Below are 26,522 nucleotides of genomic sequence, written 5' to 3' on the forward strand. Positions count from 1 at the left end.
TATCCTTTCTTGAACTTGATTCTTATGAATCATTACTTTTAAGTTTTTATTGAATACTACTTTATATGGTTGAATTTTTAATCAACAAAGACCGTTTAGCCTAAATGGCCAAACGATCCTTTAGTCTAAAATAAACAACTATACGATTTATCTTTCTGAAAGATAAATAATTAAAGTTACCTTACTATAAATGAAATTGGAACTTCATCAGTTGAATTATCTGAATACGTAATTATAATCGTGCCACTAGCTCTACCTCTTCTTTGAGTATTCGGTACTCGATTATATTTCCAAGAATACCTTTCACCTGTCGGTCTGTTCCCATCATAGTCAATTAAATTTTTAATTGCATTTTGATCTGTTAAGTTAGCATGCCAACCAGCAGTATGTCCGCTATACTTCGGATTATAGTTATCTGCTAATTTTTTAGGACTTCCAATTATGTTAATAGTTACAGGCACATCACAATAGTATCTACCAGGAACCCCATTAGGCGTCTCACCACCAGGATAAGCTCCCAAATTTTTATCGGTTGTATATATTCTAATCTTCGTAGACACACTGCCTGAACCACTTGTAACATTTGGGTTAGCCCACTCAACGCCAGTTACACCAGCTAGTTCATCATAATTTGAAATAACTTTTTTAGCATCGTCACCTGTTAAACTAATCCCTTGAAGAAAAGATGCAGTTACAACTTTTGGTGTATTAAGAGTGTAATAAAAAATTACTTCCTGATTGCCGGTTGCTGTCAGCTTATTTGACGTTTGATCTGCTGTTGTTACTAACATATAGCCGTTTGGTGCTGTCTGATCTTTATCTGCAGCTTTAACTGTTACCGTACTGCCTACATATCCATTTACATGCGTATCATCCAGCACTTTAGTAGTTGTCGGGTTGCCTCCCAGATTTTGCAGATAGTGGTGAACTATTACGTTGTTCGCATCTGTTGAACTATTTGCTTTGTAATAGAACGTTACTTCCTGATTGCCAGTTACTGTCAGCTTACCAGACGTTTGATCTGCTGTTGTTACTAACGTATAACCGTTTGGTGCTGTCTGATCATGATCCGTTGCTTTAACTGTTACCGTACTGCCTACATATCCATTTACATGCGTGTCACTCATTCCTGGCACTGTAGTAGTTGTCGGATTGCCTTCCGAATCTTGCAGGTAGTGGTGAACTATTACGTTGTTCGTATCTGTTGAACTATTCCCTTTGTAATAGAACGTTACTTCCTGATTGCCGGTTGCTGTCAATTTACCAGACGTTTGATCTGCTGTTGTTACCAACGTATAGCCGTTTGGTGCTGTCTGATCATGATCCGTTGCTTTAACTGTTACCGTACTGCCTACATATCCATTTACACGCGTATCACTCATTCCCGGCACTGTAGTAGTTGTAGGGTTGCCTTTCAGATCTTGCAGATAGTGGTGAACTATTACGTTGTTCGTATCTGTTGAACTATTTGCTTTGTAATAGAACGTTACTTCCTGATTGCCGGTTGCTGTCAGTTTATTTGACGTTTGATCTGCTGTTGTTACTAACGTATAGCCAGCCGGTGCCTTCTGATCTTTATCTGCGGCTTTAACTGTTACCGTACTGCCTACATATCCATTTACATGCGTATCATCCAGCACTTTAGTAGTTGTCGGGTTGCCTTTCAGATCTTGCAGGTAGTGGTGAACTATTACGTTGTTCGTATCTGTTGAACTATTCCCCTTGTAATAGAACGTTACTTCCTGATTGCCAGTTACTGTCAGCTTACCAGACACTTGATCTGCTGTTGTTACTAACGTATAGCCGTTTGGTGCTGTCTGATCTTTATCTGCAGCTTTAACTGTTACCGTACTGCCTACATATCCATTTACATGCGTATCATCCAGCACTTTAGTAGTTGTCGGGTTGCCTGCCGGATCTTGCAGGTAGTGGTGAACTATTACGTTGTTCGTATCTGTTGAACTATTCCCTTTGTAATAGAACGTTACTTCCTGATTGCCGGTTGCTGTCAATTTACCAGACGTTTGATCTGCTGTTGTTACTAACGTATAGCCGTTTGGTGCTGTCTGATCTTTATCTGCAGCTTTAACTGTTACTGTACTGCCTACATATCCATTTACACGCGTATCATCCAGCACTTTAGTAGTTGTCGGGTTGCCTGCCGGATCTTGCAGGTAGTGGTGAACTATTACGTTGTTCGTATCTGTTGAACTATTCCCTTTGTAATAGAACGTTACTTCCTGATTGCCGGTTGCTGTCAATTTACCAGACGTTTGATCTGCTGTTGTTACTAACGTATAGCCGTTTGGTGATGTCTGATCTTTATCTGCAGCTTTAACTGTTACTGTACTGCCTACATATCCATTTACACGCGTATCATCCAGCACTTTAGTAGTTGTCGGGTTGCCTGCCGGATCTTGCAGGTAGTGGTGAACTATTACGTTGTTCGTATCTGTTGAACTATTCCCTTTGTAATAGAACGTTACTTCCTGATTGCCGGTTGCTGTCAATTTGCCAGACGTTTGATCTGCTGTTGTTACTAACGTATAACCAGCCGGTGCCTTCTGATCTTTATCTGCGGCTTTAACTGTTACCGTACTGCCTACATATCCATTTACATGCGTATCACTCATTCCTGGCACTGTAGTAGTTGTCGGGTTGCCTGCCGGATCTTGCAGGTAGTGGTGAACTATTACGTTGTTCGTATCTGTTGAACTATTTGCTTTGTAATAGAACGTTACTTCCTGATTGCCGGTTGCTGTCAATTTACCAGACGTTTGATCTGCTGTTGTTACTAACGTATAGCCGTTTGGTGCTGTCTGATCTTTATCTGCAGCTTTAACTGTTACTGTACTGCCTACATATCCATTTACACGCGTATCATCCAGCACTTTAGTAGTTGTCGGATTGCCTGCCGGATCTTGCAGGTAGTGGTGAACTATTACGTTGTTCGTATCTGTTGAACTATTCCCTTTGTAATAGAACGTTACTTCCTGATTGCCGGTTGCTGTCAATTTGCCAGACGTTTGATCTGCTGTTGTTACTAACGTATAGCCGTTTGGTGCTGTCTGATCTTTATCTGCAGCTTTAACTGTTACCGTACTGCCTACATATCCATTTACACGCGTATCATCCAGCACTTTAGTAGTTGTCGGGTTGCCTTTCGGATCTTGCAGGTAGTGGTGAACTATTACGTTGTTCGTATCTGTTGAACTATTCCCTTTGTAATAGAACGTTACTTCCTGATTGCCGGTTGCTGTCAATTTACCAGACGTTTGATCTGCTGTTGTTACTAACGTATAACCAGCCGGTGCCTTCTGATCTTTATCTGCAGCTTTAATTGTTACTGTACTGCCTACATATCCATTTACACGCGTATCATCCAGCACTTTAGTAGTTGTCGGGTTGCCTGCCGGATCTTGCAGGTAGTGGTGAACTATTACGTTGTTCGTATCTGTTGAACTATTCCCTTTGTAATAGAACGTTACTTCCTGATTGCCGGTTGCTGTCAATTTACCAGACGTTTGATCTGCTGTTGTTACTAACGTATAGCCGTTTGGTGCTGTCTGATCTTTATCTGCAGCTTTAACTGTTACTGTACTGCCTACATATCCATTTACACGCGTATCATCCAGCACTTTAGTAGTTGTCGGGTTGCCTGCCGGATCTTGCAGGTAGTGGTGAACTATTACGTTGTTCGTATCTGTTGAACTATTCCCTTTGTAATAGAACGTTACTTCCTGATTGCCGGTTGCTGTCAATTTGCCAGACGTTTGATCTGCTGTTGTTACTAACGTATAGCCGTTTGGTGCTGTCTGATCTTTATCTGCAGCTTTAACTGTTACTGTACTGCCTACATATCCATTTACACGCGTATCATCCAGCACTTTAGTAGTTGTCGGATTGCCTGCCGGATCTTGCAGGTAGTGGTGAACTATTACGTTGTTCGTATCTGTTGAACTATTCCCTTTGTAATAGAACGTTACTTCCTGATTGCCGGTTGCTGTCAATTTGCCAGACGTTTGATCTGCTGTTGTTACTAACGTATAACCAGCCGGTGCCTTCTGATCTTTATCTGCGGCTTTAACTGTTACCGTACTGCCTACATATCCATTTACACGCGTATCATCCAGCACTTTAGTAGTTGTCGGGTTGCCTTGCGGATCTTGCAGGTAGTGGTGAACTATTACGTTGTTCGTATCTGTTGAACTATTCCCTTTGTAATAGAACGTTACTTCCTGATTGCCGGTTGCTGTCAATTTACCAGACGTTTGATCTGCTGTTGTTACTAACGTATAGCCGTTTGGTGCTGTCTGATCTTTATCTGCAGCTTTAACTGTTACTGTACTGCCTACATATCCATTTACACGCGTATCATCCAGCACTTTAGTAGTTGTCGGATTGCCTGCCGGATCTTGCAGGTAGTGGTGAACTATTACGTTGTTTGCATCTGTTGAACTATTCCCTTTGTAATAGAACGTTACTTCCTGATTACCGGTTGCTGTCAATTTGCCAGACACTTGATCTGCTGTTGTTACTAACGTATAGCCGTTTGGTGCTGTCTGATCTTTATCTGCAGCTTTAACTGTTACTGTACTGCCTACATATCCATTTACACGCGTATCATCCAGCACTTTAGTAGTTGTCGGATTGCCTGCCGGATCTTGCAGGTAGTGGTGAACTATTACGTTGTTCGTATCTGTTGAACTATTCCCTTTGTAATAGAACGTTACTTCCTGATTACCGGTTGCTGTCAATTTACCAGACGTTTGATCTGCTGTTGTTACTAACGTATAGCCAGCCGGTGCCTTCTGATCTTTATCTGCAGCTTTAACTGTTACCGTACTGCCTACATATCCATTTACACGCGTATCATCCAGCACTTTAGTAGTTGTCGGATTGCCTGCCGGATCTTGCAGGTAGTGGTGAACTATTACGTTGTTCGTATCTGTTGAACTATTCCCTTTGTAATAGAACGTTACTTCCTGATTGCCGGTTGCTGTCAATTTGCCAGACGTTTGATCTGCTGTTGTTACCAACGTATAGCCAGCCGGTGCCTTCTGATCATGATCCGTTGCTTTAACCGTTACCGTACTGCCTACATATCCATTTACACGCGTATCACTCATTCCCGGCACTGTAGTAGTTGTCGGATTGCCTGCCGGATCTTGCAGGTAGTGGTGAACTATTACGTTGTTCGCATCTGTTGAACTATTTGCTTTGTAATAGAACGTTACTTCTTGGTGGCCACTTGAAGTTATTACTCCTGAAGTTTGATCCGTAGTTGTTACCAGTGTGTACCCATTTGGTGCTTTTTGAGCAGTATCAGCCGCACTTACCGTAACTCTATCATTAACTTTACCATCTACATATGTATCCGACATCCCTGGAACTGTTGTAGTTGTTAACGTACCATCTGGCTTTTTTATCCAGTGATGAACAATAACATTGTTGGCACTTGTTGTACTTTCCGGGATAATTGTCATATCAACTGGAACAATTTCTGAACCATCCGCCAGTGTCTGATTAGCATCTTTAAAATAGCTTACCTTAACGAAAAGCTGTCCACGATTATTTCCTGGAGTCCAAGTAAATTTAGGTTTATCACCACCTAAAGGTGTCCCATTAATATCTTTAACATATTCATACTTAGCATTAAACTGTGTTAGGTCATTCGAATTGCTTATATATTCTTTAGGAGCAGCAGTAATAGGAACATCGGACGAAGCACTTGCTCCCTTAACTGCCTTTGGTGTGTAGACAGTAATTGTTGCAGTCGACAGTGGTGAGTCATATATTTGATCATTATCTTTTCCATAAGTATACGAATAATTAGTTTTATATGTGTCTGCTCTATTAATAACATTGTCTGCATTAATAAGCCTGTTAACACTATCAGTAATCATATATTCCATACCAGGCGAATTCCACTGAGCAACATTTCCTGACTCGTCTTTGCCACTAACAAAAGTATCAGCAGGGCTATATAGAGTAGGGCTTGCTGTATGAAGCGAAATATTCTTAGTAGTAATATTTACATTAGGTACACGTGGCCGCACATTTAATTTAACATTAATTGATACGTCCTTTTGACCTAATTCTGCCATTTTTACTGTAGCTTTATAAGTAATTGCAGTTACGCCTTGATTAACTGTAAAAACGCCGTTAGAATATGTTGCTCCTGTTACATTGCTAACTTCAACAGGCATTGGTGTGCCATCTTTTTTGGTATACCTTATAACATCAGGCGCAATCATTTGGTTATTCACGTCAAGAATGTAGTAATTAGGATCAACCGACTGATCATTCAGTTTAGTATAACCATATAACGTGTTGAATCCCCCTGGGCCAAACAAGACATCTAAGTCATTAATTCTTAACAATGTTGAAGTTAAGGTCTTCGCGTTTATTATTCCCACAGGCATCCCGGCATTGGCTTCTCCAGCCTGAACATCTATCGTAGTCAAAGTATTAGGTAATTGTACATAGGTCAGGTGGGGATTGCAATATAGCAACTCTAGATTTAGACGATCATTCGAGTTAGTAATCTTTGTCCCTCCATCTTCCCAGACAAACCGCTGCAGCTGACTATTACCTGTATCTTCTCCCAGCTTAAAAGTACCAAAATATAAAGTTTTAACAGTACCCGGTATGGTTAAGCTCCTAATAAAGTAGTCTCCATTAAAACCACAACCTCGTACATAACCTCCTCCTGGCACAATTCCGTGACTGATATTATTAACGGTATAAGTCTGGTTATCTTTAGTAATTGTTGGCGGCACGCTAACAACTGTATCATGCCCCGTATAGGTCTGCATGGTAACTGTGTGATCAGCCACATTCCAATTACTCCAGGTAAACTGATCCTGAGTCGTGTGGCCGCTTGAATCCATATGATTTGCTCTTGTAGAAATTACCGGATCAGCTTGGCCTTCAACAGTACTCTTAATTTCTGCAATTGCCTGAGCTATGTTCTTAGCCGCATTGGTTAATTCATCAGCCGTTACGGTTGTATTCAATGGATCGACTAAAGATTTCTGATTAACACCACTATCCACAATTTCTGTAGAAGAAATTGGCTGTTGATTGGAAGATGCTGATACAAGTTTATCTTGGTCATCTTTATGGGCTTCACTTTCTAAAGAAGTCGCTATCGTCAAAGCACGATATTTAGTTAACAGATCTTGGCCTGACTTAATTGCCGTATTAAGCGCTTCTTGTTTAGTTGGATCAGCCTGCTTAAAACTATCTGAAGCAGTAAAAGTAGTACCTGCTGTTACCTCATCCTGCAAAATTTTAGCCGCATCAGCTAACAGATTCGGTTGTTTAGCTTGCTCCTGGTCTTTACCACTATTTACCGGTTGCGGCTCTTTAGCTGGTTGCTGGTCTTTGTCACTGCTTACTGGTTCTTCTGTCTGCTGGTCCTTACCATTATTTACCGGCTGCTGATTAGGGGTCGGCACTGGAACGGAAGTTTCAGTTGGTTTGGATACCGGTTTAGAAGAAGCCGGAGTTTCTTCATCCGTATCTTCACGCAAAAACGCACTTAATCCTGAAAATGTTGTTAATTCAGGCTGCTTAGCCTTATTATCTTTTACAGTATCCGAATTATTACTAATATCGTCAGCTGCGGCGTCTGTATTTGATATTGCTTGTTTTTTATCGATGGAAGCAACTGAAGAAGACTGTCCAGAATCAACGGTATCTGCTCTGGCTGTTTGACTATTCATCCCCAAGAAACTAAACCCTAATAACACAGAAACTGCACCAACAGCTAACTTACGAATGGAAAACCGGTCTTTCTTAGACTGCATTTCCATCTGTTGCAACTTCTCTTTAAAATTCTTTCTTCCTAACATAACATTCCTCTTTACTATGTATACATTTCATTTATCTGCCAAACATATCAGTTACATTTCTGGTGCTTAAACATCGATTAGATATCATAAAGCAGTATGAAATTTATATATTCTTACACTAATTATTAAAATCCTCAATTATAATTTTATTATATTTAATTAGTTTTAGAATGTTTTTTGATACCAAATTTTATTGAAAAATTAATTATTATTTATAACTTTTGATATGAACTAGCCACATTCGTTGACATAATTTTTTTATTATATAGCAAAAAATATAACTACTGCATAACTTATAAAAATTAAAATTTTAAATTCTTCAAAATGGACCACAATCGCAAAACAAGACAACAATTCTACCTAAATTAAAAAACAATTACTGATTATTTGATTAACAATAAAAATAAAATTTGCACCAAATCATATAAAATAAAACGATCTATATAACTTAATAATTATTAGACAAAAAAATGTATCTTGGAAAAAATTTAGCCCAAAAAAGAGCATTAGATAGAAAATTACCGTTCTTTTTGAATACAAATAATTGGGTCGGATTACACTACAAAAACTTTATTTAAGTTAAAGATGTTTTCAATAAAATTCGAGTTTTTTCTCAGACACACTTTTTAACTAATACTAACAAGAAAATTTTGCTAGTGTGTTTTATTAATTGTTTAGAAATGTGCTAGATTTACTCATAAAAATGTTACTTGTAGTAATTAAAAAGATAAAAAGACATGGGATTTCTAGCTTCAACAAATAATAACCTGCTAGATCAAGACAAAATCTGCTCTACCTTGATTACTTTTTACCCTTTGGTAAGCCTTATTGCGGTCTAGCACTTTCTCTTGTACTGAGTGCTGCACGCTCCTGCATATTTTCAAGGCTGCTCTCTACTGGTAGACAAATTTCTCTGTTTTCTGTGTTGAGCGCAGTCCCCAGTTACAGACGCACGCAAAAACTCAGTTAAAATAGATTAACTGAGCTTTTAGCTTAATGACATTGCATAATTCTAGAATTCAAAATCATCTTGTTTAAATAATTTATAATTAATGAATTAATGATTGAAATTTATTAATAAAAATCTACAAATAACCACATTAAATATTAAAATCAAATTTTGATTTCCCCAATGACACTTGAATGAGTGGTTTTCCCCATTTTCAACGGAGTCATTTCTTTTACAATTTTCATGTTAGTGAAAACGACTACTACAGTTGGGTCATAGCCAGCCTTCTTAATTGCGTCTATATCCATTTGTGAAATAATCGTTTTTTCAGTAACCCTTTGGTCAACTGCTACCATATTTTTAAACGGTTCACCCTTTAATTCAACGGTGTCTAAGCCCAAATGAACCAGCACTTCAAGGCCACTATCAGTTTTTATTCCGATAGCATGCTTAGTCGGAAAAACTGAAACAATTTTGCCCGTAACCGGCGCATATATTTGACTCTCAGTCGGTACTACAGCAAAGCCATCGCCCATCATTTTTTGGGAAAATACGTCATCCGCAACTTGCTCTACCGGAATTACTTCTCCACTAACTGGAGCATAAAGCCGACACGAATTTTTTCGATGCAATCCAAACATCTTATTACCTCATTTAATATTCCTTAGTGCCTAATCCAGCAATAAAGTCATCCAACTTTTCCTTAGTACTTTCAACGCCCGGTCCGATTACGATTTGAACATTGTTCTTCTTATTAATCACACCAGAAGAAGGAAACTTTTTAATTTCAGCTAAATCAATTTTAGAAGCATCAATTACATTAATTCTTATTCGGCTGTAACAGTTCTCAACATCTTTAATATTGCTGGCTCCGCCAAGACCTTTAACCAAATGTGAAAATTGCACTTCATCACTTGTTCCTACAACTACATTTTGACCAGAGCCAGACTGTTCTCCAGCTAGTTCAGGTTCTTCATCTTCACGTCCAACTGTCTTTAAATTAAATTTCAAAATCAAGAACTTAAATGTATAGTATTCCATTGCCATCAATAATAAGCCGACTGGTATAATTAACCACTGATGACCGAGAGAATTTGGTACAACTATGCTGTACATAATAGTATTGATTATATTTTCAACCATAATATTTATTCCCAGCAAATGTGGAATAACTAGTCCGAGACCGTATATAATACCGTGTGCTACCCAAAGCAGTGGAGCAGTGAACAAAAACATAAATTCAATTGGTTCTGTGATACCAGCTACAACTGCTGAGATAACTGCCGGAATAACTAACCCTTTAACACGATCCTTATTTTCTGGTTTTGCAGTATTAATGAAGGCAAGTCCAATGCCAATCGGCAAAAAGATATATCCAAAATTACATAAAAAGCCAATCGACCAATGCATCGAATGAATTTTTCCAATATTTCCTAATTCTGCTAAGAAAATATTCATTGCTCCGCTATATGTCTTGCCAAGAATTTTTGCTGTTCCACCAAGTGGCGTGTAGTACAGAGGCATCCACAACAAATGGTGCATCCCAAACGGTAACAGCATTCGGTTCAAAAAGCCATACGCAAACAACCCAATCGATCCTGATTTACCCATCATGCTAACAGTTGCTGAAACCACATGATTAATCGGCGGCCAAATATATGTTATTAAAATTCCAAACAAAATAACGCCAAAAATAAGTATCAAATATACAAACTTTGTTCCTTCATACGAAGCGAGATATTTATGAAATTTTATATTACCCAACTTATTAACAAAATAGCCGGTGATACAGCCAAGAATAATTCCTAAAAACACACCCATGTCGGTTACCTGAACGCCTAAAACTTCGGCTTGTCCAGTTCCAGCTAAGCCTTGGCTGCCAGCTTTGGCTAAACGATGTGTTAAATTAAGCCAAAAATTGTTTGAATACAGAAAAATCAGGTATACGCTCACACCCAAAATTGCAGCATCCGTCTTATGCTTTTTGGCCATCGCTGCCGCAATTCCTACACAGAAAATTAATGATAATTGACCAATGATACCACTCTGAAGTGTTGTAAAGAATAAATTCCCGATTGTCTTAAAAACGGCAGGCATTGAATCCATTTTCAGAATTGCCGACAAAGCTATGATAATCCCAGTTACTGCCATAAACATTACAGGCTGTATAATCGCACGAGCAAACGTCTGCATCGCAGCTTGTATTTTGTCTTTAACCATACTACTACCCTCCTTATATCTATTTAAATTGTTTGAGAAAACAATTAATAAATAGCAACTTGCTTTTTATAAGTCCTTAAAAGTGCCCAGTGTTACACCATTTTCTTGGAGTAATTTTGGATAATGTTTATTCTGTAATTCACGCATGGTATACATCCGATTAATGTTTAGGCTTGAGCCTTCATAGATAGTTGTATCAAGGTAACCAGGGTGACACATAATTTCAACTGAGCCAAACTTATTAGTATTTTCAATTAAATTATGAATATCATATGGCTTCCAAATATCTTTAGTTCTTGCTACAGAATCAAAATTAGTAAAGAAGTAAGCTGGACTCTTAATTCCCTTAGACTTAGAATAATTTCCCCGAACTGGCAGCTGATATTCCTTAGCCAGTTGATCAAACACTTGGGTAATTCCTTTGATCGTATGCACGTGATGGTGACTGTCCAGATGGTCCGGCTGAATGCCGCTTGCAATTACTTTATTGATCTGGGCTTTCCATTCCTGGTAGACTTCATCCAGGTCCACTGAAAAATCTTTTTCATAAAAGGTGATTTTGTGAAAATCACCATGCTCATCAACTAAACTTGGTACATCATTTCTAATCGGTTTACGGCAAGTCAGCGTTAAATGTACACCTAAACCCATTCCAGGATTTGCTTTAGCGAGCTCAATCGCTTGATCAAAGCCTGGCATGCCAACCATGATTGTCGCTGAGGTTACAATTCCTTGTTGATAAGATTCAATGACACCTTTGTTTACTGCTGGACAATAGCCAAAATCGTCAGCATTTACTATTAACATTCCCATATTCAAGATCTCCTATTTCAGCTCAACCCAGTAATCGCCGTTTACTTCTATGAATTCATTCAGTATCTTCTTTGCAATCGTTGCATTTGGTACAGTCTGATTCAAGGCGAAAGCTTCTAAGGCTTTTTGGTAAGAATGTTCAAAGAAAGCATCTACCAGCAATTTTTCAGCTGCTACTTGTGCTTCCATCATCCCTTTATGGAGATCTGGAATGCCCTCACGCATTGAAACCGGCTCAACACCTTTAGCATTCACATAACATGGAATTTCAACCACAGCATCTGGCCGTAAATTAGGAATCGCACCTTTGTTTGGCACGATGAGCATAAATCTGTCATTCTTATTATGTAAAATAGAAATGGCCATTTCTACAATGTACAAGCCGTGGCTCTCAGTAGCGTAATCAATTGTATCGAGGTTTGGATTAGCCTTAATTTCTGCCACAGTATCCTTAATCTTCTTAAGTCGACTATCCATAACTTCATTTGCACGAGTGTAATTGGGATTTTCTTTCTCCAAAGCACGGTCTTCATACAAATAATATTGCAGATAATTGTTTGGCAAATACTTAGGGAAGAATTCCCGTACCATATCGGTCATAACGTTATAAGTATGTGCCCAAGATGGTTCCATACCTGAAACATCCAATCCTTGCTTTTTAATTTTTTCAATGATTTCCGGTAGAATATCTTTGCCTCGGGTAACATCATAAATTTCCTTGTACCAGCCAAAGTGATTCAAGCCATAATATTGCGCAATAAAGTTCTTTCGATCATAACCAAATGACTTATCAAGCAGTTCTTCAATTGAGATTGTCTGGTCACAAGCGTTGATAATTTTGATATTAGGGAATTTTCTTCTGACAGATTCGGCAATAATTGATTCTGGATTGGTATAATTCAGAATCCAGGCATTTGGTGCATACTTCTCGATAAAGCCGACCATTTCCAAAAAACTCTTCATTGAGCGCATTCCGTAAGAAAAGCCGCCCAAGCCACAAGTTTCTTGACCAACTAAGCCGTACTTTAACGGAATTTTCTCATCTTTTTCCCGCATCTTCATGCCGCCAGCGCGAATTTGTGAAAATACAAAGTCACAGCCAGTAAAAGCAGTTTCTGGATCTTGAGTAACAGTCAATTTAACATCAGGGCGTTGCTTTTTTAGTAAAAAGTCTACTATAATTCCCATATCTGAATTGCGCTGCTCGTCAATGTCATACAACCGAATTTCTTTGAGCGGAAACTCCTCTTTAAATTTCAATACCGTTAACAAAATCCCTGGCGTATAGCCACTTCCCCCACCAGCAATTGTTACGACATTTTTCTTCATAATTTATACCTCCAAAAATAAAATAATTTCTTGAAACAATTTTATTTAAGCACAATCACAAGCATACTTGAATGCGGTATCATATATATGGAAACCGGTTCCAAGCGTTGCACTTTTATTACATTTTGTGAAAATATTTTCAGGAGGAATTTATATGCCAGATTTTTTCGTTACAGCAATCAATATCGGCCAGTTATCTTTATCAAAAAGTGATCTTGAAATTATTAAACAGCTTGATAAGAACATTAATTTAGTTCCTAAAAGTAACATCAAGGAATTGGCAGCCATTTCCTTCACATCGCAGGCCAGTCTTTCCAGACTTGTTAAAAAAATGGGGTTTTCCAGTTTTTCAGAATTCAAATTTCGCATTAAAGATTTCTTGAACCAAAACAAGCAGCAGACTGGCAATCCTCAAGATTATCTTTCAACTACAATCGATGAAATAAAACTAACGCATACACTAAATCAAGCAAAAATGAATTCTGCAGCTCAACTCATTCTTAATTCTGCAAAGTGTTACACCTTCGGTACTGGATGGAAGCAGTTACAACTTCTTAATAACTTTTCTACAGATTTGGTTTATTATGACGAAAATTTGTATTCCCTACGCACTAAGGAAGACTTGATTAATTCGACAAAATCTATGAATGAAAATATGACTGTCATAATTGCTTCTGTTTCTGGTAATATTTCAACATATAGAGAAGCGATTGAGCTGTTGAAGCTCAAAAAAGTAAAAATAATTTCAATTACTCATCAGCAAGACTGTGAACTGGCAAGAATTAGTGATATTTCATTATTTTTTGTGGATCATAACTTAACAATTCCCAATATTCACTGGTCTGCGCAAACTTTGACATATTTATTAAATTTATTAATTTATTATATTGTTAATAATAAGAATGCAGGCTAAATATTTTTGCTCTTTTTAGCATAATTACAGTAAAATCAGCAAGCAATTTATTAATGAATTGATAAAAAGTAATTGTTCAAAGATAGACGCAAGCATTTTTATAAGCTAGAATGGTTATTATGTACTATCATTTCAAATTTAGTACTTAATCTAAGGAGGAATATTTATGGCAAAAGAAATTACAAATGATGACATTGCTAAGTTTACTTCAGACCTGGCAAAGCACCCTGGTGTGAACATTGCCAGCCATGCTGCTCAAGAAAATGGTATTTTTAAGGCAAGTCAAAATCTGCAGTCACAGATTGACCTAACCCCTAATTTTTCAATTGAAATTGATACGGGCAAGCCAGCCGATCAAAAGCAATCGGGCCGCTGCTGGATGTTCTCAGCCCTGAACACGATGCGTCACCCTGTACAAAAGAAATACAAGATCAAGGATTTTGAATTATCGCAGAACTACACTAACTTCTGGGACAAGATTGAAAAATCCAACTTTTTCTTGGAAAATGTAATTGCAAGCAGCAACAAACCGCTTGGTGATCGTAAAGTTGCCTTCTTGTTCACAACCCCGCAGCAAGATGGTGGCCAATGGGACATGCTCTGCGGTATTATTGAAAAATACGGCATTGTTCCTAAGAGCGTTTATCCAGAAACAGCTAATGCAACTAACTCTGGCGCTTTAAACGACACTTTGAACACACTTCTGCGTAAAGACGGTTTGGAATTGCGTAGGCTGGTTAATGACGGCAAGTCTAAAGACGAAGTTGAAAAGCGCAAGAACGAAATGCTGAATGATGTATTCCGGATTCTGGCAATCTCACTTGGGGTGCCGCCAAAGAAATTTGATTTTGAATACACAGATGATAACGGCGATTACCACCGCGAAGATGGCATTACACCAAAAGAATTTTTCGACAAGTATGTGGGCATGAATCTTGAAGAACATGTTTCAACCATCAACTCACCAACTGATGACAAACCTTACCACAAGGTTTTCTCAGTTGAATATCTAGGCAATGTTGAAGGCGGACGTCAGGTTCGGCACCTTAACCTCAAAATTGACGAAATGAAGGACCTAATCATTAAACAATTGAAGTCGGGCGAAGTTGTCTGGTTCGGCTCAAATGTCAGCAAGGATTCCGAAAGACAGTTAGGACTGCTTGACACTAACATTTATAGACGTGATGAACTGTTTGATGTTGATTTTTCAATGTCCAAGGGCGACCAGCTTGATTCCAGCGAGAGTATGATGAACCATGCCATGGTAATTACTGGGGTTGATGTCGTTAACGGCAAGCCAACCAAGTGGAAGATTGAAAATTCATGGGGCGACAAACCTGGTTTCAAGGGTTACTTCATCATGAGCGATGCTTGGTTTGACTCCTTTGTTTACCAAGCAGTTATCAATAAGAAGTTCCTGTCCGACGACTTAAAGAAGGCCTTCGATGAGGGTTCTAAGAACCCAATCGAATTACTTCCGTGGGACCCAATGGGCGCTTTGGCTTTTAAGTATTAATTGAATTTATGAAAAATGCGTTACTAAAAGGTAGCGCATTTTTTGTTTGATATTTTTCAAGCAGTATAAGCTAAAGCTGCTATCAAGCAAAAATTTGCAATACTTCATTGGGTGTATTTGCAGTCTCAACTTTTGAAGGAAATGAAAAACTATTATCTTGCTGTCCCCACAAAGCAGCCATAAATGCAACCGCACTTCTTCGTGCACATTCATAATCATAAATCGTATCTCCAACAAATAGAGTTTCTTGGGGAGGTGAACATAATAAATCCATAGCTTTAAGAATTGGTTCTGGATTAGGTTTATGCGCAATAGTATCTTCAACGGTAATTACCTGCATAAAATATTGTTCAATTTTTACAGTTCTAAACGATAATGCAAGTTCTTTCTTTGTTTCTGAGGTAACAATTCCCAATTTAATGCTTTTTTTGTATAGTTTATTCAATAATCCGGTAATTCCAAAAAAAGTATGGACTTGAGCAAAATTTGCAGCAATCATCTGATCCCATTTGGCTAGTAAAAACTGGTTCTCTTTAGTGGTAAAACCAAAGTGCTGAATCGCTTCTTTTCCTGGGATTCCCAAAACAAATTCTAATTCTTTTGTTGAAAATTTTTGCTTTTGATATTTTTTTAAAACAAACTGCAAAGAAGTTACTGTTACTTTTCTTGTATCAATCAATGTACCATCCATATCAAATAAAATCGTATTAATCATCATCAGTCTCCTTAATCAATGCTATAATTTCTTTAATCATCTTAATTTATGAAACGCGTTTTATGTCAATGATTATTTTAAATAAATTAGTATAAATGGAAATTTAAACAAATGACTTCAATTAAAGAGATAGCCAAATTGGCAAATTGTTCAGTTGCAACCGTATCACGAGTAATCAATAAGCGCCCACACGTCACTGAAGAAAAAAGAAAAAATGTCGAAAAAATAATCAAAGAGTTATCATATCGACCCAATTTAATTGCTCGTAACCTAAGTTTTAGTAAAACCTACAATCTGGGAATAATTGTTCCCTATGTTAATAACCCATATTTCGACAAATTACTTAACAGTATTCTAACGGAAGCTTTTAAAAGTAATTATAAAATCACTCTTTTACCAACTAACTATAACAAAAAAGTCGAATTAGAATATTTGGAAGAGTTTGCAGCTAAGCTATATGATGGCCTAATTATTACTTCAAAGTCTAATGAAATTAGTACAATTATCCCTTATATTAAGTACGGCCCTATTATTTTTTGTGAAAATATTAATGAGCATGACGTGTCCTGCGTATACCTGGACCGTGCAAGCAGTTATAACAACCTGTTTGCATACTTTGCTCAACAAAATTTAAAACATATCGGATTCACTGCTAATCGCCATGATCACAGCAGTAGCACTAATATTTTACTCAAATGCATTAAAGAACATTTCCCATTTTTTAAAGAGAAAGACATAATTTATAATTGCACTTCTTATGAAGACGGTATTAAAGCCGGAAAATATTTTTCTAAAAATAAGTATGATGGTATCTTAACAAATGGTGACGAAGTTGCGGCTGGAATTATTCGAGCTTATAAAGACTTAAAATTACCATTTATCGTAGGTCAAGACAATTTGTTATTCAGTAAAATCATGAATTTCTCAACCATTGATAATCAGGTGACAGCTATTGGCAAAACTGCTGTTTCCTTATTTCTCAACCCCCAAAATAAGAAAATTAAACTTACCCCCCAATTTATTAAACGTTAATTATTTCTTTTAAATTTATAGGGATTGATTGCAATCAAATTTCTTTGACGCTTAATCTAGTTTTTTCTATCCCTAAAAATCGTCTTGCTCATATTATTATATTAGCTAGCAACGCAAAGAAAGCAGACGAATCTATGCTGCAAAATCACTCTTTGGACATATAAAGAATGCATTGGCAAGCGCAGGATACATCTTCGGAGTACTAGTAAATTAAAAAATGATATCAGGTTAATATTCACGATGAATTTAAGCAAATATTTAAATATAAAAAGCACTGGCTTCATATAGATAAAAACAGATCAAGCTTTTTAAAAAAGAAATTCTTGATCTGTTTTTTTAGTTTAAGAACCCAGTTAAAAACTTTTAATAAAATAAACTCTGCACAAATGTAAAAATCAAACTGTATATTATCTCATATTATTAAAATAATTATGAAATTTATTCATTTCCTCCTTGATTACCTGGTCATTTGGGATAGCAAATTCAAAAGCGCATTGTGCATCATTTGGTAAATACCGTAAAACCGCACGCCAATTAAACATCCCCCTATCTATAATGACACCTTCTGGGGTGAGCATTGGATTCTTAAGATGAAGAATACGAACCACTGATTATTCCAGCTAAATTTTAATAAGAAATTTAGCTGTATTTTTTAAGATTATTATTTATAAAAACAAAGTGGCTGAGAAAAAACTCAACTCAAAAAGGAATGTTAGAATAAAAAACTAATATTCCTTTTTGGATACGGTCTTTTGCCTAGATTACACTACAAAAAGATACAAAATTTAAAGATATTTACAATAATATTCAACTTTAATAATTGCTCTTAAACAATATTTTTCAAAAGTATAGTTTTTTCCAGACACTTTAATATTTTCTATCAATAAATTGTTGTTAATATAGAATAACTAAAAAAAATTTCAAAGCCTAATTATCCGGTCAAATTGTCGTTCAATTTCTGGGCGCAAGTGGTGAGAAATATAAACTAGTGTCACGCCTTGCAGATCAAGTAATCCCTGTTCAATCTTCTGCCCGTCTTTTTCATCAATTGCTGAAGTAATTTCATCCGCCAAAATTACCGCCGGTTCAGTCAACAGATTTCTTGCTAAAGCAATACGCTGCTTCTGGCCACCAGAAATATTATTGCCAGCGTGTTTCAGCATGGTATCCAAGCCTTGCGGGCTAGCCGCAATAAAATCTTCTAAACCAGCTTGGTTAATTGCTGTTTGCAAAGCTTGGTCTGTAACACTACGTCCCAGCGTAATATTAAACCGCAGACTGCCATCAAAAATATAGGCGGTCTGGTCAACATAAGCCAACTGCTGACGCAAAGAATTTTTATCAATTGTAGCGTAATCAATGCCGTCCCAAGCTAGCTTGCCGTGATAACCTGTCAGAAGTCCCGCGAGCAGTTTAACAAAAGTTGACTTGCCGCAGCCTGACGGACCGACAATCGCGACCCGTTCGCCCCTTTTGATTGTTCCCGAAAAATTAGTGAAAATTGGTTTACTTTTTTCATCATAGCTAAAGGATAGATTTTCAAAATCAATGCTGGTTGACAGAGGGCTAACTTTAACTTGCTTAGTCAGTTTCTTCTTCGCAATGTGATATTTTTCAAAAACTGCTTGAACAGATCTAATCCAAGTCAAGCAATAGCTGACCATGGTAAGACTGCCAAAAATATTGCCAGCCATTGAGCCCACAATTAAAATTGCACCAATCGGTAATTGGTGCTGGTACGCCAAAATCCCCGCTTGAATTGTCAAACTAGCTTGTGCAAGTAAGCTAATAATATTAACTAAAGCGCTAGACACACCATTCACAGCCATATAGTCTACGGTCGCCTGACCAGAATCTTCAGAAGCCGCCAGTGTTTTTTGTACGATTAGTTTTCTTTGCCCCAACATCAGTAAATTAGTAAATCCCTCTAAAATGTCGGTTAGTCTGGCTGTTAAAACTTGATTTTGCTTGCTCATTTTCGTCGATAAATCAGCCAATTTTTTACGAAATATCCTCGGAAATAAAACCATGATGATGGCAAAAATAATTGTGGTTACTAATAAGAACGGATTATATGAAAACAATAATATCGCTGAATAAAGCGACAATATGCCGTCTTGAAATAAGCTACAAATGCTAGTCAGCCCGTTATCATTAATCTGGTTAATATCATTCGTAAACCAAGAAACATAATCAGCTTCTGTGTGCGCGTTAAAATTTTCAAATTCTTGTTGGGAAATTTCGGTAGAGATATCGCCTCTAATGAGATTATCAACTGTCTTTTGCACAACTGCTTCATATTTTTGGACAACATAGACCAAAGCCGCATAACAAATGTAACTCCCAATCGAAAGCAGTTCGTTAGTAACAAAATCCGGCAAATGAAATTTGGTCAGTGCCGTAATCGCATTACCAGAATACACGCTGCCAGCAACTTGGGCTACTTGCCAAACTGCCAGCAAAATTGCTAAGAGAAGATACTGCCGCCAATTACGCAGGATATACGCTTTAAGTGTAAATTTTTTCTCAGTCATGTTTTTGTCCCTTCTTTCCTAATTAACGATATCTTTGTTATAGTCAAAAATTTTGTTAAAATATTTTTTAGACGTATTTGCATAAAAATTTTGAGAGTAAAAAAATGACCATTGCTGAATTACTTAAAAATGAGCGCTTAAAGCAGAAAAAAACGCAGGCTGAGTGGGCTGGTGATATTATCAGCCAATCCTACTATGCTCGCGTTGAAAAAGGAAAAAATCACATTAGTGCCGACGACTTAATCGCTCTGCTCAATTATAATCAGGTAAACTTAAGTAGTTTTTTCAATCAGCTAAATCCCGCAGCCAATGAAAAAGAAGAAAAAATGTTATTCAACAACATCATTGTTCACGACCATTACAACGGCTCAATCAAAGGTAAACAAGAATTAAAAAAGACGATTTCACAAAGTAACTTACCAAATAAAAAGAATATTCTGCTTTATCTGGATGCACTAATTGCTGACGGCGAACACAACATAGAAGATCTGGATGAACAAAAAAGACGCAAAATTCGCGAGATGCTATTAGACATCCCCGACCTTAACAAAGAAAAACTAACTTTATTCACTAATTTAATTGGCTTTTATGATTTAGATGATTATATTCTAATGGCACAGAAAATCATTGAAAAATTAACGGATACAGCGGATGTTGAAATTCAAGATAAACTGTTAGCAATTATTATTAACATTCTTTCCAACTGTATTGCCTCTGGTAAATTCACACAAACCAAATATTTTATCCAAGTTGCTGACAGCATTCCTACCCGACCTGAACTCTTTTTTGATAAAAACTTTCTGCTGCTGTTTGAAAACCTAATTAATTATCATTATGACCCTCAGAAAAAGTATCTAAACAAAGTGATTTGTGCTATCAAAAATTTCACTTATTTAGGTCTGCCATATTATGGTCACGGACTTGAATGGATGCTGCAGGAATACGTCGGCTTAACTAAGGAAGAAGCAAAAAAAGCGCTACGATAATGTAACGCTTCTTTTTTATACATTCTGTTTTCAAGCCAAAGAATGAATTAAAGTCAATCAAACTTCTTCAAAAAATTGTTGATAAAAATTATTTCTCAGCAATCTTGATTTGTTCGCCATTAACCAAAACTACTTGATTATTGCTAATCGGCTTTAGAGGAATTTTATTAGCATAGACTTCATAGATATGCCGCGCCTGTTTTTTATAAGGAAAACTAATATAATGCGGTAGCACATAAAAATCCAGCAGGTGCAAAGCGGAATAATCCGTTAATTCGGGAGCTTTAGCCGCACTGTCCATCAACCCAATATATTTAATATCCGGTGCCGTGATCACCGAGCCGGCTGATTCACCGATATAGAGCTTGCCCGCATTAACTTCCTGCACAATTACTTTATCGGCGCCCGTCCGCTTCAATTCCTGGAGCAAGAAAAAGGTGTTGCCACCTGCCACGTAAATCATATCGTTGTGCTTCAGTTTATCTGCCGCTTCTGCAGGTGTTGCCTTAGATAATTCAAGTTCGTCCACCGTTAAACCTAATTTGGCTAACGCCCGGCCTTCAGTCCTGCTCATGAAACGACCACCCGTTTCGGCAATGCTTGCCGTAGGAATATAGGTGACTCTTTTTCCTGTTAACTCACCCGCAAACTGGGGCAGCAACTTTCTGACGTTATGAAACATCGAACACAAAAACATTTTTTTAGTCATTTTTTCCCTCCTCAGGCAGATAGTCGGCAAAATCGATTACCTGATCATACTGCGCTAATTCACCCTGATCATAATGGTGAATCACTTCGACAAAAGTCAGCTCTGAAGCTAGCAAATACTGGTGAATCGCCGCTGCTGTTTTCTTGTCAAGCGAAGCATTGATTTCATCAAGCAGTAAAATCGGCCGCTGCGACAACAAGGCCCGCGCTAATTCAATTCGGGCCAACTGCCCACCCGATAACTGATCGGCATTATTCCCTAACTGGTAATCAAAGCCCTTTTCGGCAATCAGGTCTTCTAGCTGCAGTGCCGCACAAATTTCTTTGACCCTAACTTTAGGAATATTTGCTCCCAGAGTCAAGTTAAACCACAAATCATCAGCAAAAATTATCGGCGCCTGGCTGGCATAGGCAAACAAGTCAGTAATGGTGCCCCGTGCACATTCTTGACCATCGACCGTAATTTTATCAGCGCTGCCAAAATCGCCATACATCATAAACTGCAGCAAGGTTGACTTGCCGCTGCCCGATGGCCCAATCAGTGCAATCTTCTGTCCTTTTTTAACTTGCAGGTTTATTCCCTGGGCCAAGTTATGCTGGTCGCGCTCAAGGTTGATTTTTATAAAAGCTACTTCCTGTTTAAAATCCGTTACCGGCTGCGCCTGAACCGCATCTGCTTGCCGCACATACTGCTTAACCTTAAGGACAATATTTTTGGTCGCTGACAAATGGTTGCGGTCGTTCAAGACCTGCATGGTCGGATTAATAAAGGAATTGGCCAGCTGCACCACCGCAAACAAGGTGCCGATCGTCGTTTGACCATGTAAAACCATCAGTCCGCCCAAGAAAGCTGGAATAATAAAGGTGCTAAACATGCCGATAAAATTAGCCAAGGTCTGCGTATTATCGCTAAGCAAATTCATCTTGCGCAGTGCACTTTCCAGCTGCGTCACCTTGCGCTGGTTCTTTTTAACCGCTACCTGCGACTGTTTGTAGAGTTTCAGCGAATCCGTACCTGCCAAAATATTTTTTGTTTGGTTGACATAGGCGGAATTGGCCTTCGTCCACTTAGTTGATGCAAAGCGGATCTCTTTTTGAAACAAAGTGGAAAAAAGCACCGGAATAGTTGCCCCCAGCAAAAAGAAAATTGTCAGCAGCCAATTAATGTAAACTGCGTAGGCAAGGGAAATCACGATTGTCGCTGCATTAAAGACAATGCTGATTTCCGCGCCAAAGCGGTTGGTCTCCAGCAATTTAAAATCATTAGTTAAAAAACCTAGAGTTGAAGCATTTTTTTCGGTCGTGTCTTGCAGCATTCCCGCCAAAATTTTTGTCCGCAGCAGCGTATTAACTTCCTGCACCGCATCATTTTTCAAATAATTATAGCCCAGCTCGGCCAGCAAAACTATGAAAAATAGACAGAAAGTTATCATAAAAATTTGGGGCAGGGCATGAATGTTCCGTTCAGCTAAGGCGTTGGTCATCATCCCCAAAACATAAGCCATGACAATATTACGGGTACTGGTAATGAGCCCCAGAAGGTTCAGCAAGACGAACTTCCAGCGTGAATAATATTTAGCAATCATCAAAATTATTTTTATCCTTAATTTATTTCTAAAATTATGCGCTGCCTGCTAGAGTGACCTTACCGGTAATTTGTAAAATCTAACACCTGATCATAATTTGCCAGTTCACCTGGTTCATAATGGTGAATCACTTCAACAAAAGTTAAGTCGGAAGCTAGCAAATACTTGTGAATGGCAGCAGAGGTTGACTTATCCAGAGAAGCATTAAATTCATCAAGCAGCAGCACTGGCCGCCCAGACAAAAGTGCTCGGGCTAATTCAATCCGGGCCAGCTGGCCGCCAGACAACTGATCGGCATTGTCACCCAGCTGGTAAGCAAAGCCTTTATCCTTTACCACATCGCCCAACTGCAATTCAGCGCAAATTTCAGTAACCTTAACTTTAGGAAGATTTGCGCCAAGAGTCAAGTTAAACCATAAATCATCAGCAAAAATTACGGGTGCCTGGCTGGCATAAGCAAATAAATCAGTCAGTTGCCCAGCTTGATAAGCCTTACCGTCAACCGTAATTTTTTCAGCCCTGCCAAATTTTCCGGTCATCATAAACCGCAAAAGCGTCGACTTACCGCTGCCGGAAGCACCAATGACGGCAATTTTTTGTCCGGGCTTAATCTGCAAGTTGATGCCCTGAGCCAAGGTCTGCTTCCCTCTTTCAAGCTCAATTCCTGCAAAAGCAAGCTCTTGCCGAAAAGCAGTTATGGCAGCAGGTTGCTTCTCATTAGCTTTAGCAAGGTACTTGTTAACCTTGACAACAATATTTTTCGTAGTAGACAAGTGATTGCGTTCATCCAGCATCCCCATAATTGGACTAAAAAAGGTATTCGATAGTTGGATTACCGCCATCAAGGCGCCAATCGTTGTCTGACCTTTGACGATCAGATAAACGCCCAAGATGAATGGCAGCAAAAAGCTTCCGGCACCCGCAATAATACTGAGCACACTTTGCGTGGTCATGTTTAAGAAATTCATTCTAAACAATGCCTGCTCCAAACGGCCAATCCAAGTCTGATTCTTATTAACGGCACTGCTTTGGCGGCGGTACAGGCGCAGAGAATCCGTACCCGCCAGGAAATTTTTGGTTTGGCTGACATAATGCTTATTGGCGGCAGTCCACTTATCAGAAGCTTTTTGCAGCGACTTTTGAAAAAAGCTTGAAACGAGCATTGAAAAACCAGAGCCAAGAAAGAAAATAAGCGTTAACAGCCAATTAATGTAAAGCGCATAGCCAAGGGAAATCACTAGCATTGAACAGTAGTAAATCATGTTAAGTTCGGCGCCAAAACGATTGGTTTCCAGCAGCTTAAAGTCCCCAGTCAGGAAGCCTAAAGCAGAAGCATTTTCTTCGCTTGTGTCTTCCAGCATCCCGGCAAAAATTTCCCGGCGCAAGTAATTGTTAGTCGACCTGATGGCATCATTATAAAAATAATCGTAGCCAACCATTGCCGCAAGAAAAAAGACAGCCATTACCAAAGCAGTGAGGAGAAAACGCGGCAGTTCATTCATTTTTCCTGCAGTTGCCATGTTAGTCAATGACTCAACAATATATGCTCCTAAAATATTTTCGCCGCTGGCAAAAATCCCCAGAACGACTAACAGAAAAAATTTTCCTTTAGAATAATATTTTGCGACCATGCTAGACCCCCTTGTCTTAACTAAAAAACGCGGGTCGCAAAACTGAAACCCACGTTCTGAATTTATTCATTTATTGTGCCGGATAATTTTTAAAATCAACTACCTGATCGTAATTAGCTAATTCTCCTGGTTCATAGTGGTGAATTACTTCAACAAAAGTCAAATCCGAATCTAACAGATACTTGTGAATGGCATCGGAAGTTACCTTATCTAATGAAGCATTGATTTCATCGAGCAGCAGAACCGGCCGCTTAGATAAAATTGCCCGGGCTAACTCAATCCGCGCCAGCTGCCCGCCGGAAAGCTGATCGGCATTATCACCCAAATTGTAGTCATAGCCTTTGTCTTGCACAATTTCACCTAATTCCAAAGCGCCACAAACTTCATTTACCCGCTCTTTTGGAATGTCGGCACCCAAAGTTAAATTGAACCACAGGTTATCCGCAAAAATAACTGGCGCCTGACTGGCATAAGCAAACAATTTGGTAATTTCTCCTGCCTGATATTCCTTACCATCGACCATAATTTTATCTGCCTGGCCAAATTTGCCATACATCATAAACTGGAAGAGCGTTGACTTGCCGCTGCCGGATGGTCCAACCACCGCCGTCTTTTGTCCTTTGGTAATTTCCAAATTAATGCCATTAGCCAGCTTTTCTTTGTTCCGCGCAAGATCAATTCCCGTAAACGCAACGTCTTGTTGAAAATCGGTCACGGCAGCGGGCTGCTTCTCATCGGCTTTCGCAATATACTTCTTAACTTTGGCGACAATCCCTTTTGTTGTGGATAAATGATTACGCTCATCCAAAATAGCTAAAATTGGGTTAACGAAGGAATTTGACAACTGCACAATTGAAAACAGGGCCCCAATTGTCGTTTGTTTCTGCGCAATTAGGTAAACACCAACTACGAAAGGAACCAAAAAGGTACCAACTTCGGCAACCACCATGACAACCGCCTGCGAATCATCGCTAAGCAGATTCATTTTGGCTAATGCCCGCTCAAGCCGTTTAACAAAGCCGCCATTTTTGGCAACGGCCTGTTGTTCCCGGTCGTATAATTTAACCGAATCCGTTCCCGCCAAAAAGTTTTTGGTCTGGTTAACGTAGGTATCGTTGGCGTCAGTCCATTTAGTTGAGGCGTTCTGAATCGGTTTCTGGAAGAAACTCGAAGCGGCCATGGGAATTACAGAACCGATAAAAAAGAGCAGCGTTAAAAGCCAGTTGATGTAAAGTGCATAGCCCATTGACAGAACCAGCGTGCAAGCGTACATGATGATGTTGATTTCCGCGCCGAAACGGTTGGTTTCCAGCAGTTTAAAATCATTGGTCAGAAAACCCAAGGCAGAGGTATTATCCGCGGTTGACTCGCGCATCATCCCCGCAAAAACTTTGGTTCTGAGCGTGCTGTTGGTTTGCTTGATTGCGTCATTTTTCAAATAGTTATAGGCAATCTTGGCAAGAAAGACTATTACAAAGAAAATAACTACCAGCAGGATAAATTTGGGCAGGCGTGAAATCTTGCCGCTAGAAGCAATGTTCGTTAGAGTACCGACCATGTACGCCATCACAATGTTCTCGGCACACGAGATCAGTCCTAAGACATTCATCAAGACAAATTTCCACTTGGAATAATATTTCGCAATCATTTGGTTTACTTCGCTTTCCATTAAATATTTATTTGACAATTATTATTTAAAACTAAGTTTTAATTGAAAACAATAGCTTATGA

At 38.5% G+C, this 26,522-nt stretch carries 15 protein-coding genes; 4 read left to right on the top strand and 11 right to left on the bottom strand.

All coding sequences use genetic code 11. The features are described from left to right. Positions 1 to 176 precede the first annotated feature (176 nt). The 5 genes from PT285_RS09445 to PT285_RS09465 form a co-directional block, all read right to left on the bottom strand. Positions 177 to 7,859: a MucBP domain-containing protein gene (locus PT285_RS09445; protein ID WP_277149996.1), complete on the bottom strand. Its 7,683-nt coding sequence runs from the start codon at positions 7,857 to 7,859 to the stop codon at positions 177 to 179. A 1,113-nt stretch (positions 7,860 to 8,972) separates the two neighbouring features. After that, a complete protein-coding gene (locus PT285_RS09450; protein WP_277149998.1) occupies positions 8,973 to 9,449 on the bottom strand; it encodes a PTS glucose transporter subunit IIA in 477 nt (158 codons plus the stop codon). Between the two features lie 13 nt (positions 9,450 to 9,462). Further along, on the bottom strand, positions 9,463 to 11,028 hold the full coding sequence (locus PT285_RS09455) for a PTS transporter subunit EIIC (RefSeq protein ID WP_277150000.1): 1,566 nt from the start codon (positions 11,026 to 11,028) through the stop codon (positions 9,463 to 9,465). A 66-nt stretch (positions 11,029 to 11,094) separates the two neighbouring features. Beyond that, positions 11,095 to 11,841, bottom strand: a complete 747-nt coding sequence (locus tag PT285_RS09460) for a carbohydrate deacetylase (RefSeq protein WP_277150002.1) — start codon at positions 11,839 to 11,841, stop codon at positions 11,095 to 11,097. A gap of 12 nt (positions 11,842 to 11,853) precedes the next feature. Further along, positions 11,854 to 13,170 (bottom strand): 6-phospho-alpha-glucosidase, encoded by a 1,317-nt coding sequence (locus PT285_RS09465; RefSeq protein WP_277150004.1) that lies wholly within the window; start codon positions 13,168 to 13,170, stop codon positions 11,854 to 11,856. Positions 13,171 to 13,324: 154 nt separating this feature from the next. On the opposite strand from PT285_RS09465, the gene PT285_RS09470 reads away from it, so the two are divergent. After that, the gene (locus tag PT285_RS09470; RefSeq protein ID WP_277150006.1) at positions 13,325 to 14,083 is read left to right on the top strand and encodes a MurR/RpiR family transcriptional regulator; all 759 of its coding nucleotides are present in this window, start codon (positions 13,325 to 13,327) and stop codon (positions 14,081 to 14,083) included. Positions 14,084 to 14,249: 166 nt separating this feature from the next. Continuing rightward, positions 14,250 to 15,599, top strand: coding sequence for an aminopeptidase C (gene pepC / locus PT285_RS09475; protein WP_277150008.1), 1,350 nt, complete (start codon positions 14,250 to 14,252; stop codon positions 15,597 to 15,599). 82 nt (positions 15,600 to 15,681) lie between these two features. Here pepC and PT285_RS09480 read toward each other — a convergent pair whose 3' ends face one another. Next, positions 15,682 to 16,314, bottom strand: coding sequence for an HAD family hydrolase (locus PT285_RS09480; RefSeq protein ID WP_277150010.1), 633 nt, complete (start codon positions 16,312 to 16,314; stop codon positions 15,682 to 15,684). 111 nt (positions 16,315 to 16,425) lie between these two features. Between PT285_RS09480 and PT285_RS09485 the strand changes: the two genes are divergently transcribed. Further along, on the top strand, positions 16,426 to 17,346 hold the full coding sequence (locus tag PT285_RS09485; RefSeq protein ID WP_277150012.1) for a LacI family DNA-binding transcriptional regulator: 921 nt from the start codon (positions 16,426 to 16,428) through the stop codon (positions 17,344 to 17,346). 920 nt (positions 17,347 to 18,266) lie between these two features. Here the strand turns inward: PT285_RS09485 and PT285_RS09490 are convergent. After that, on the bottom strand, positions 18,267 to 19,880 hold the full coding sequence (locus PT285_RS09490; RefSeq protein ID WP_277150014.1) for an ABC transporter ATP-binding protein: 1,614 nt from the start codon (positions 19,878 to 19,880) through the stop codon (positions 18,267 to 18,269). Positions 19,881 to 19,984: 104 nt separating this feature from the next. Between PT285_RS09490 and PT285_RS09495 the strand changes: the two genes are divergently transcribed. Continuing rightward, positions 19,985 to 20,866, top strand: a complete 882-nt coding sequence (locus PT285_RS09495) for a helix-turn-helix domain-containing protein (RefSeq protein ID WP_277150015.1) — start codon at positions 19,985 to 19,987, stop codon at positions 20,864 to 20,866. 88 nt (positions 20,867 to 20,954) lie between these two features. On the opposite strand, the gene PT285_RS09500 is transcribed toward PT285_RS09495, so the two are convergent. From PT285_RS09500 to PT285_RS09515, 4 genes are all read right to left on the bottom strand, one after another. Beyond that, positions 20,955 to 21,575: a Type 1 glutamine amidotransferase-like domain-containing protein gene (locus PT285_RS09500; RefSeq protein WP_277150017.1), complete on the bottom strand. Its 621-nt coding sequence runs from the start codon at positions 21,573 to 21,575 to the stop codon at positions 20,955 to 20,957. Next, a complete protein-coding gene (locus PT285_RS09505; RefSeq protein ID WP_277150019.1) occupies positions 21,568 to 23,160 on the bottom strand; it encodes an ABC transporter ATP-binding protein in 1,593 nt (530 codons plus the stop codon). Before PT285_RS09505 ends, PT285_RS09500 begins: the two co-directional genes overlap by 8 nt. A 59-nt stretch (positions 23,161 to 23,219) precedes the next feature. Continuing rightward, the gene (locus tag PT285_RS09510; RefSeq protein ID WP_277150021.1) at positions 23,220 to 24,791 is read right to left on the bottom strand and encodes an ABC transporter ATP-binding protein; all 1,572 of its coding nucleotides are present in this window, start codon (positions 24,789 to 24,791) and stop codon (positions 23,220 to 23,222) included. Between the two features lie 70 nt (positions 24,792 to 24,861). Further along, the gene (locus PT285_RS09515; RefSeq protein WP_277150023.1) at positions 24,862 to 26,439 is read right to left on the bottom strand and encodes an ABC transporter ATP-binding protein; all 1,578 of its coding nucleotides are present in this window, start codon (positions 26,437 to 26,439) and stop codon (positions 24,862 to 24,864) included. Positions 26,440 to 26,522: the final 83 nt, after the last annotated feature.

This window comes from Lactobacillus sp. ESL0791, assembly GCF_029433255.1.
GTDB lineage: Bacteria > Bacillota > Bacilli > Lactobacillales > Lactobacillaceae > Lactobacillus.

Coding starts and splice junctions, on each gene's coding strand:
- PT285_RS09445 (WP_277149996.1), bottom strand. CDS start 7,859: ATGTTAGGAAGAAAGAATTTTAAAGAGAAGTTGCAACAGATGGAAATG.
- PT285_RS09515 (WP_277150023.1), bottom strand. CDS start 26,439: ATGATTGCGAAATATTATTCCAAGTGGAAATTTGTCTTGATGAATGTC.
- PT285_RS09470 (WP_277150006.1), top strand. CDS start 13,325: ATGCCAGATTTTTTCGTTACAGCAATCAATATCGGCCAGTTATCTTTA.
- PT285_RS09460 (WP_277150002.1), bottom strand. CDS start 11,841: ATGGGAATGTTAATAGTAAATGCTGACGATTTTGGCTATTGTCCAGCA.
- PT285_RS09510 (WP_277150021.1), bottom strand. CDS start 24,791: ATGGTCGCAAAATATTATTCTAAAGGAAAATTTTTTCTGTTAGTCGTT.
- PT285_RS09455 (WP_277150000.1), bottom strand. CDS start 11,028: ATGGTTAAAGACAAAATACAAGCTGCGATGCAGACGTTTGCTCGTGCG.
- PT285_RS09495 (WP_277150015.1), top strand. CDS start 19,985: ATGACCATTGCTGAATTACTTAAAAATGAGCGCTTAAAGCAGAAAAAA.
- PT285_RS09485 (WP_277150012.1), top strand. CDS start 16,426: ATGACTTCAATTAAAGAGATAGCCAAATTGGCAAATTGTTCAGTTGCA.
- PT285_RS09465 (WP_277150004.1), bottom strand. CDS start 13,170: ATGAAGAAAAATGTCGTAACAATTGCTGGTGGGGGAAGTGGCTATACG.
- PT285_RS09490 (WP_277150014.1), bottom strand. CDS start 19,880: ATGACTGAGAAAAAATTTACACTTAAAGCGTATATCCTGCGTAATTGG.
- PT285_RS09450 (WP_277149998.1), bottom strand. CDS start 9,449: ATGTTTGGATTGCATCGAAAAAATTCGTGTCGGCTTTATGCTCCAGTT.
- PT285_RS09505 (WP_277150019.1), bottom strand. CDS start 23,160: ATGATTGCTAAATATTATTCACGCTGGAAGTTCGTCTTGCTGAACCTT.
- pepC (WP_277150008.1), top strand. CDS start 14,250: ATGGCAAAAGAAATTACAAATGATGACATTGCTAAGTTTACTTCAGAC.
- PT285_RS09480 (WP_277150010.1), bottom strand. CDS start 16,314: ATGATTAATACGATTTTATTTGATATGGATGGTACATTGATTGATACA.
- PT285_RS09500 (WP_277150017.1), bottom strand. CDS start 21,575: ATGACTAAAAAAATGTTTTTGTGTTCGATGTTTCATAACGTCAGAAAG.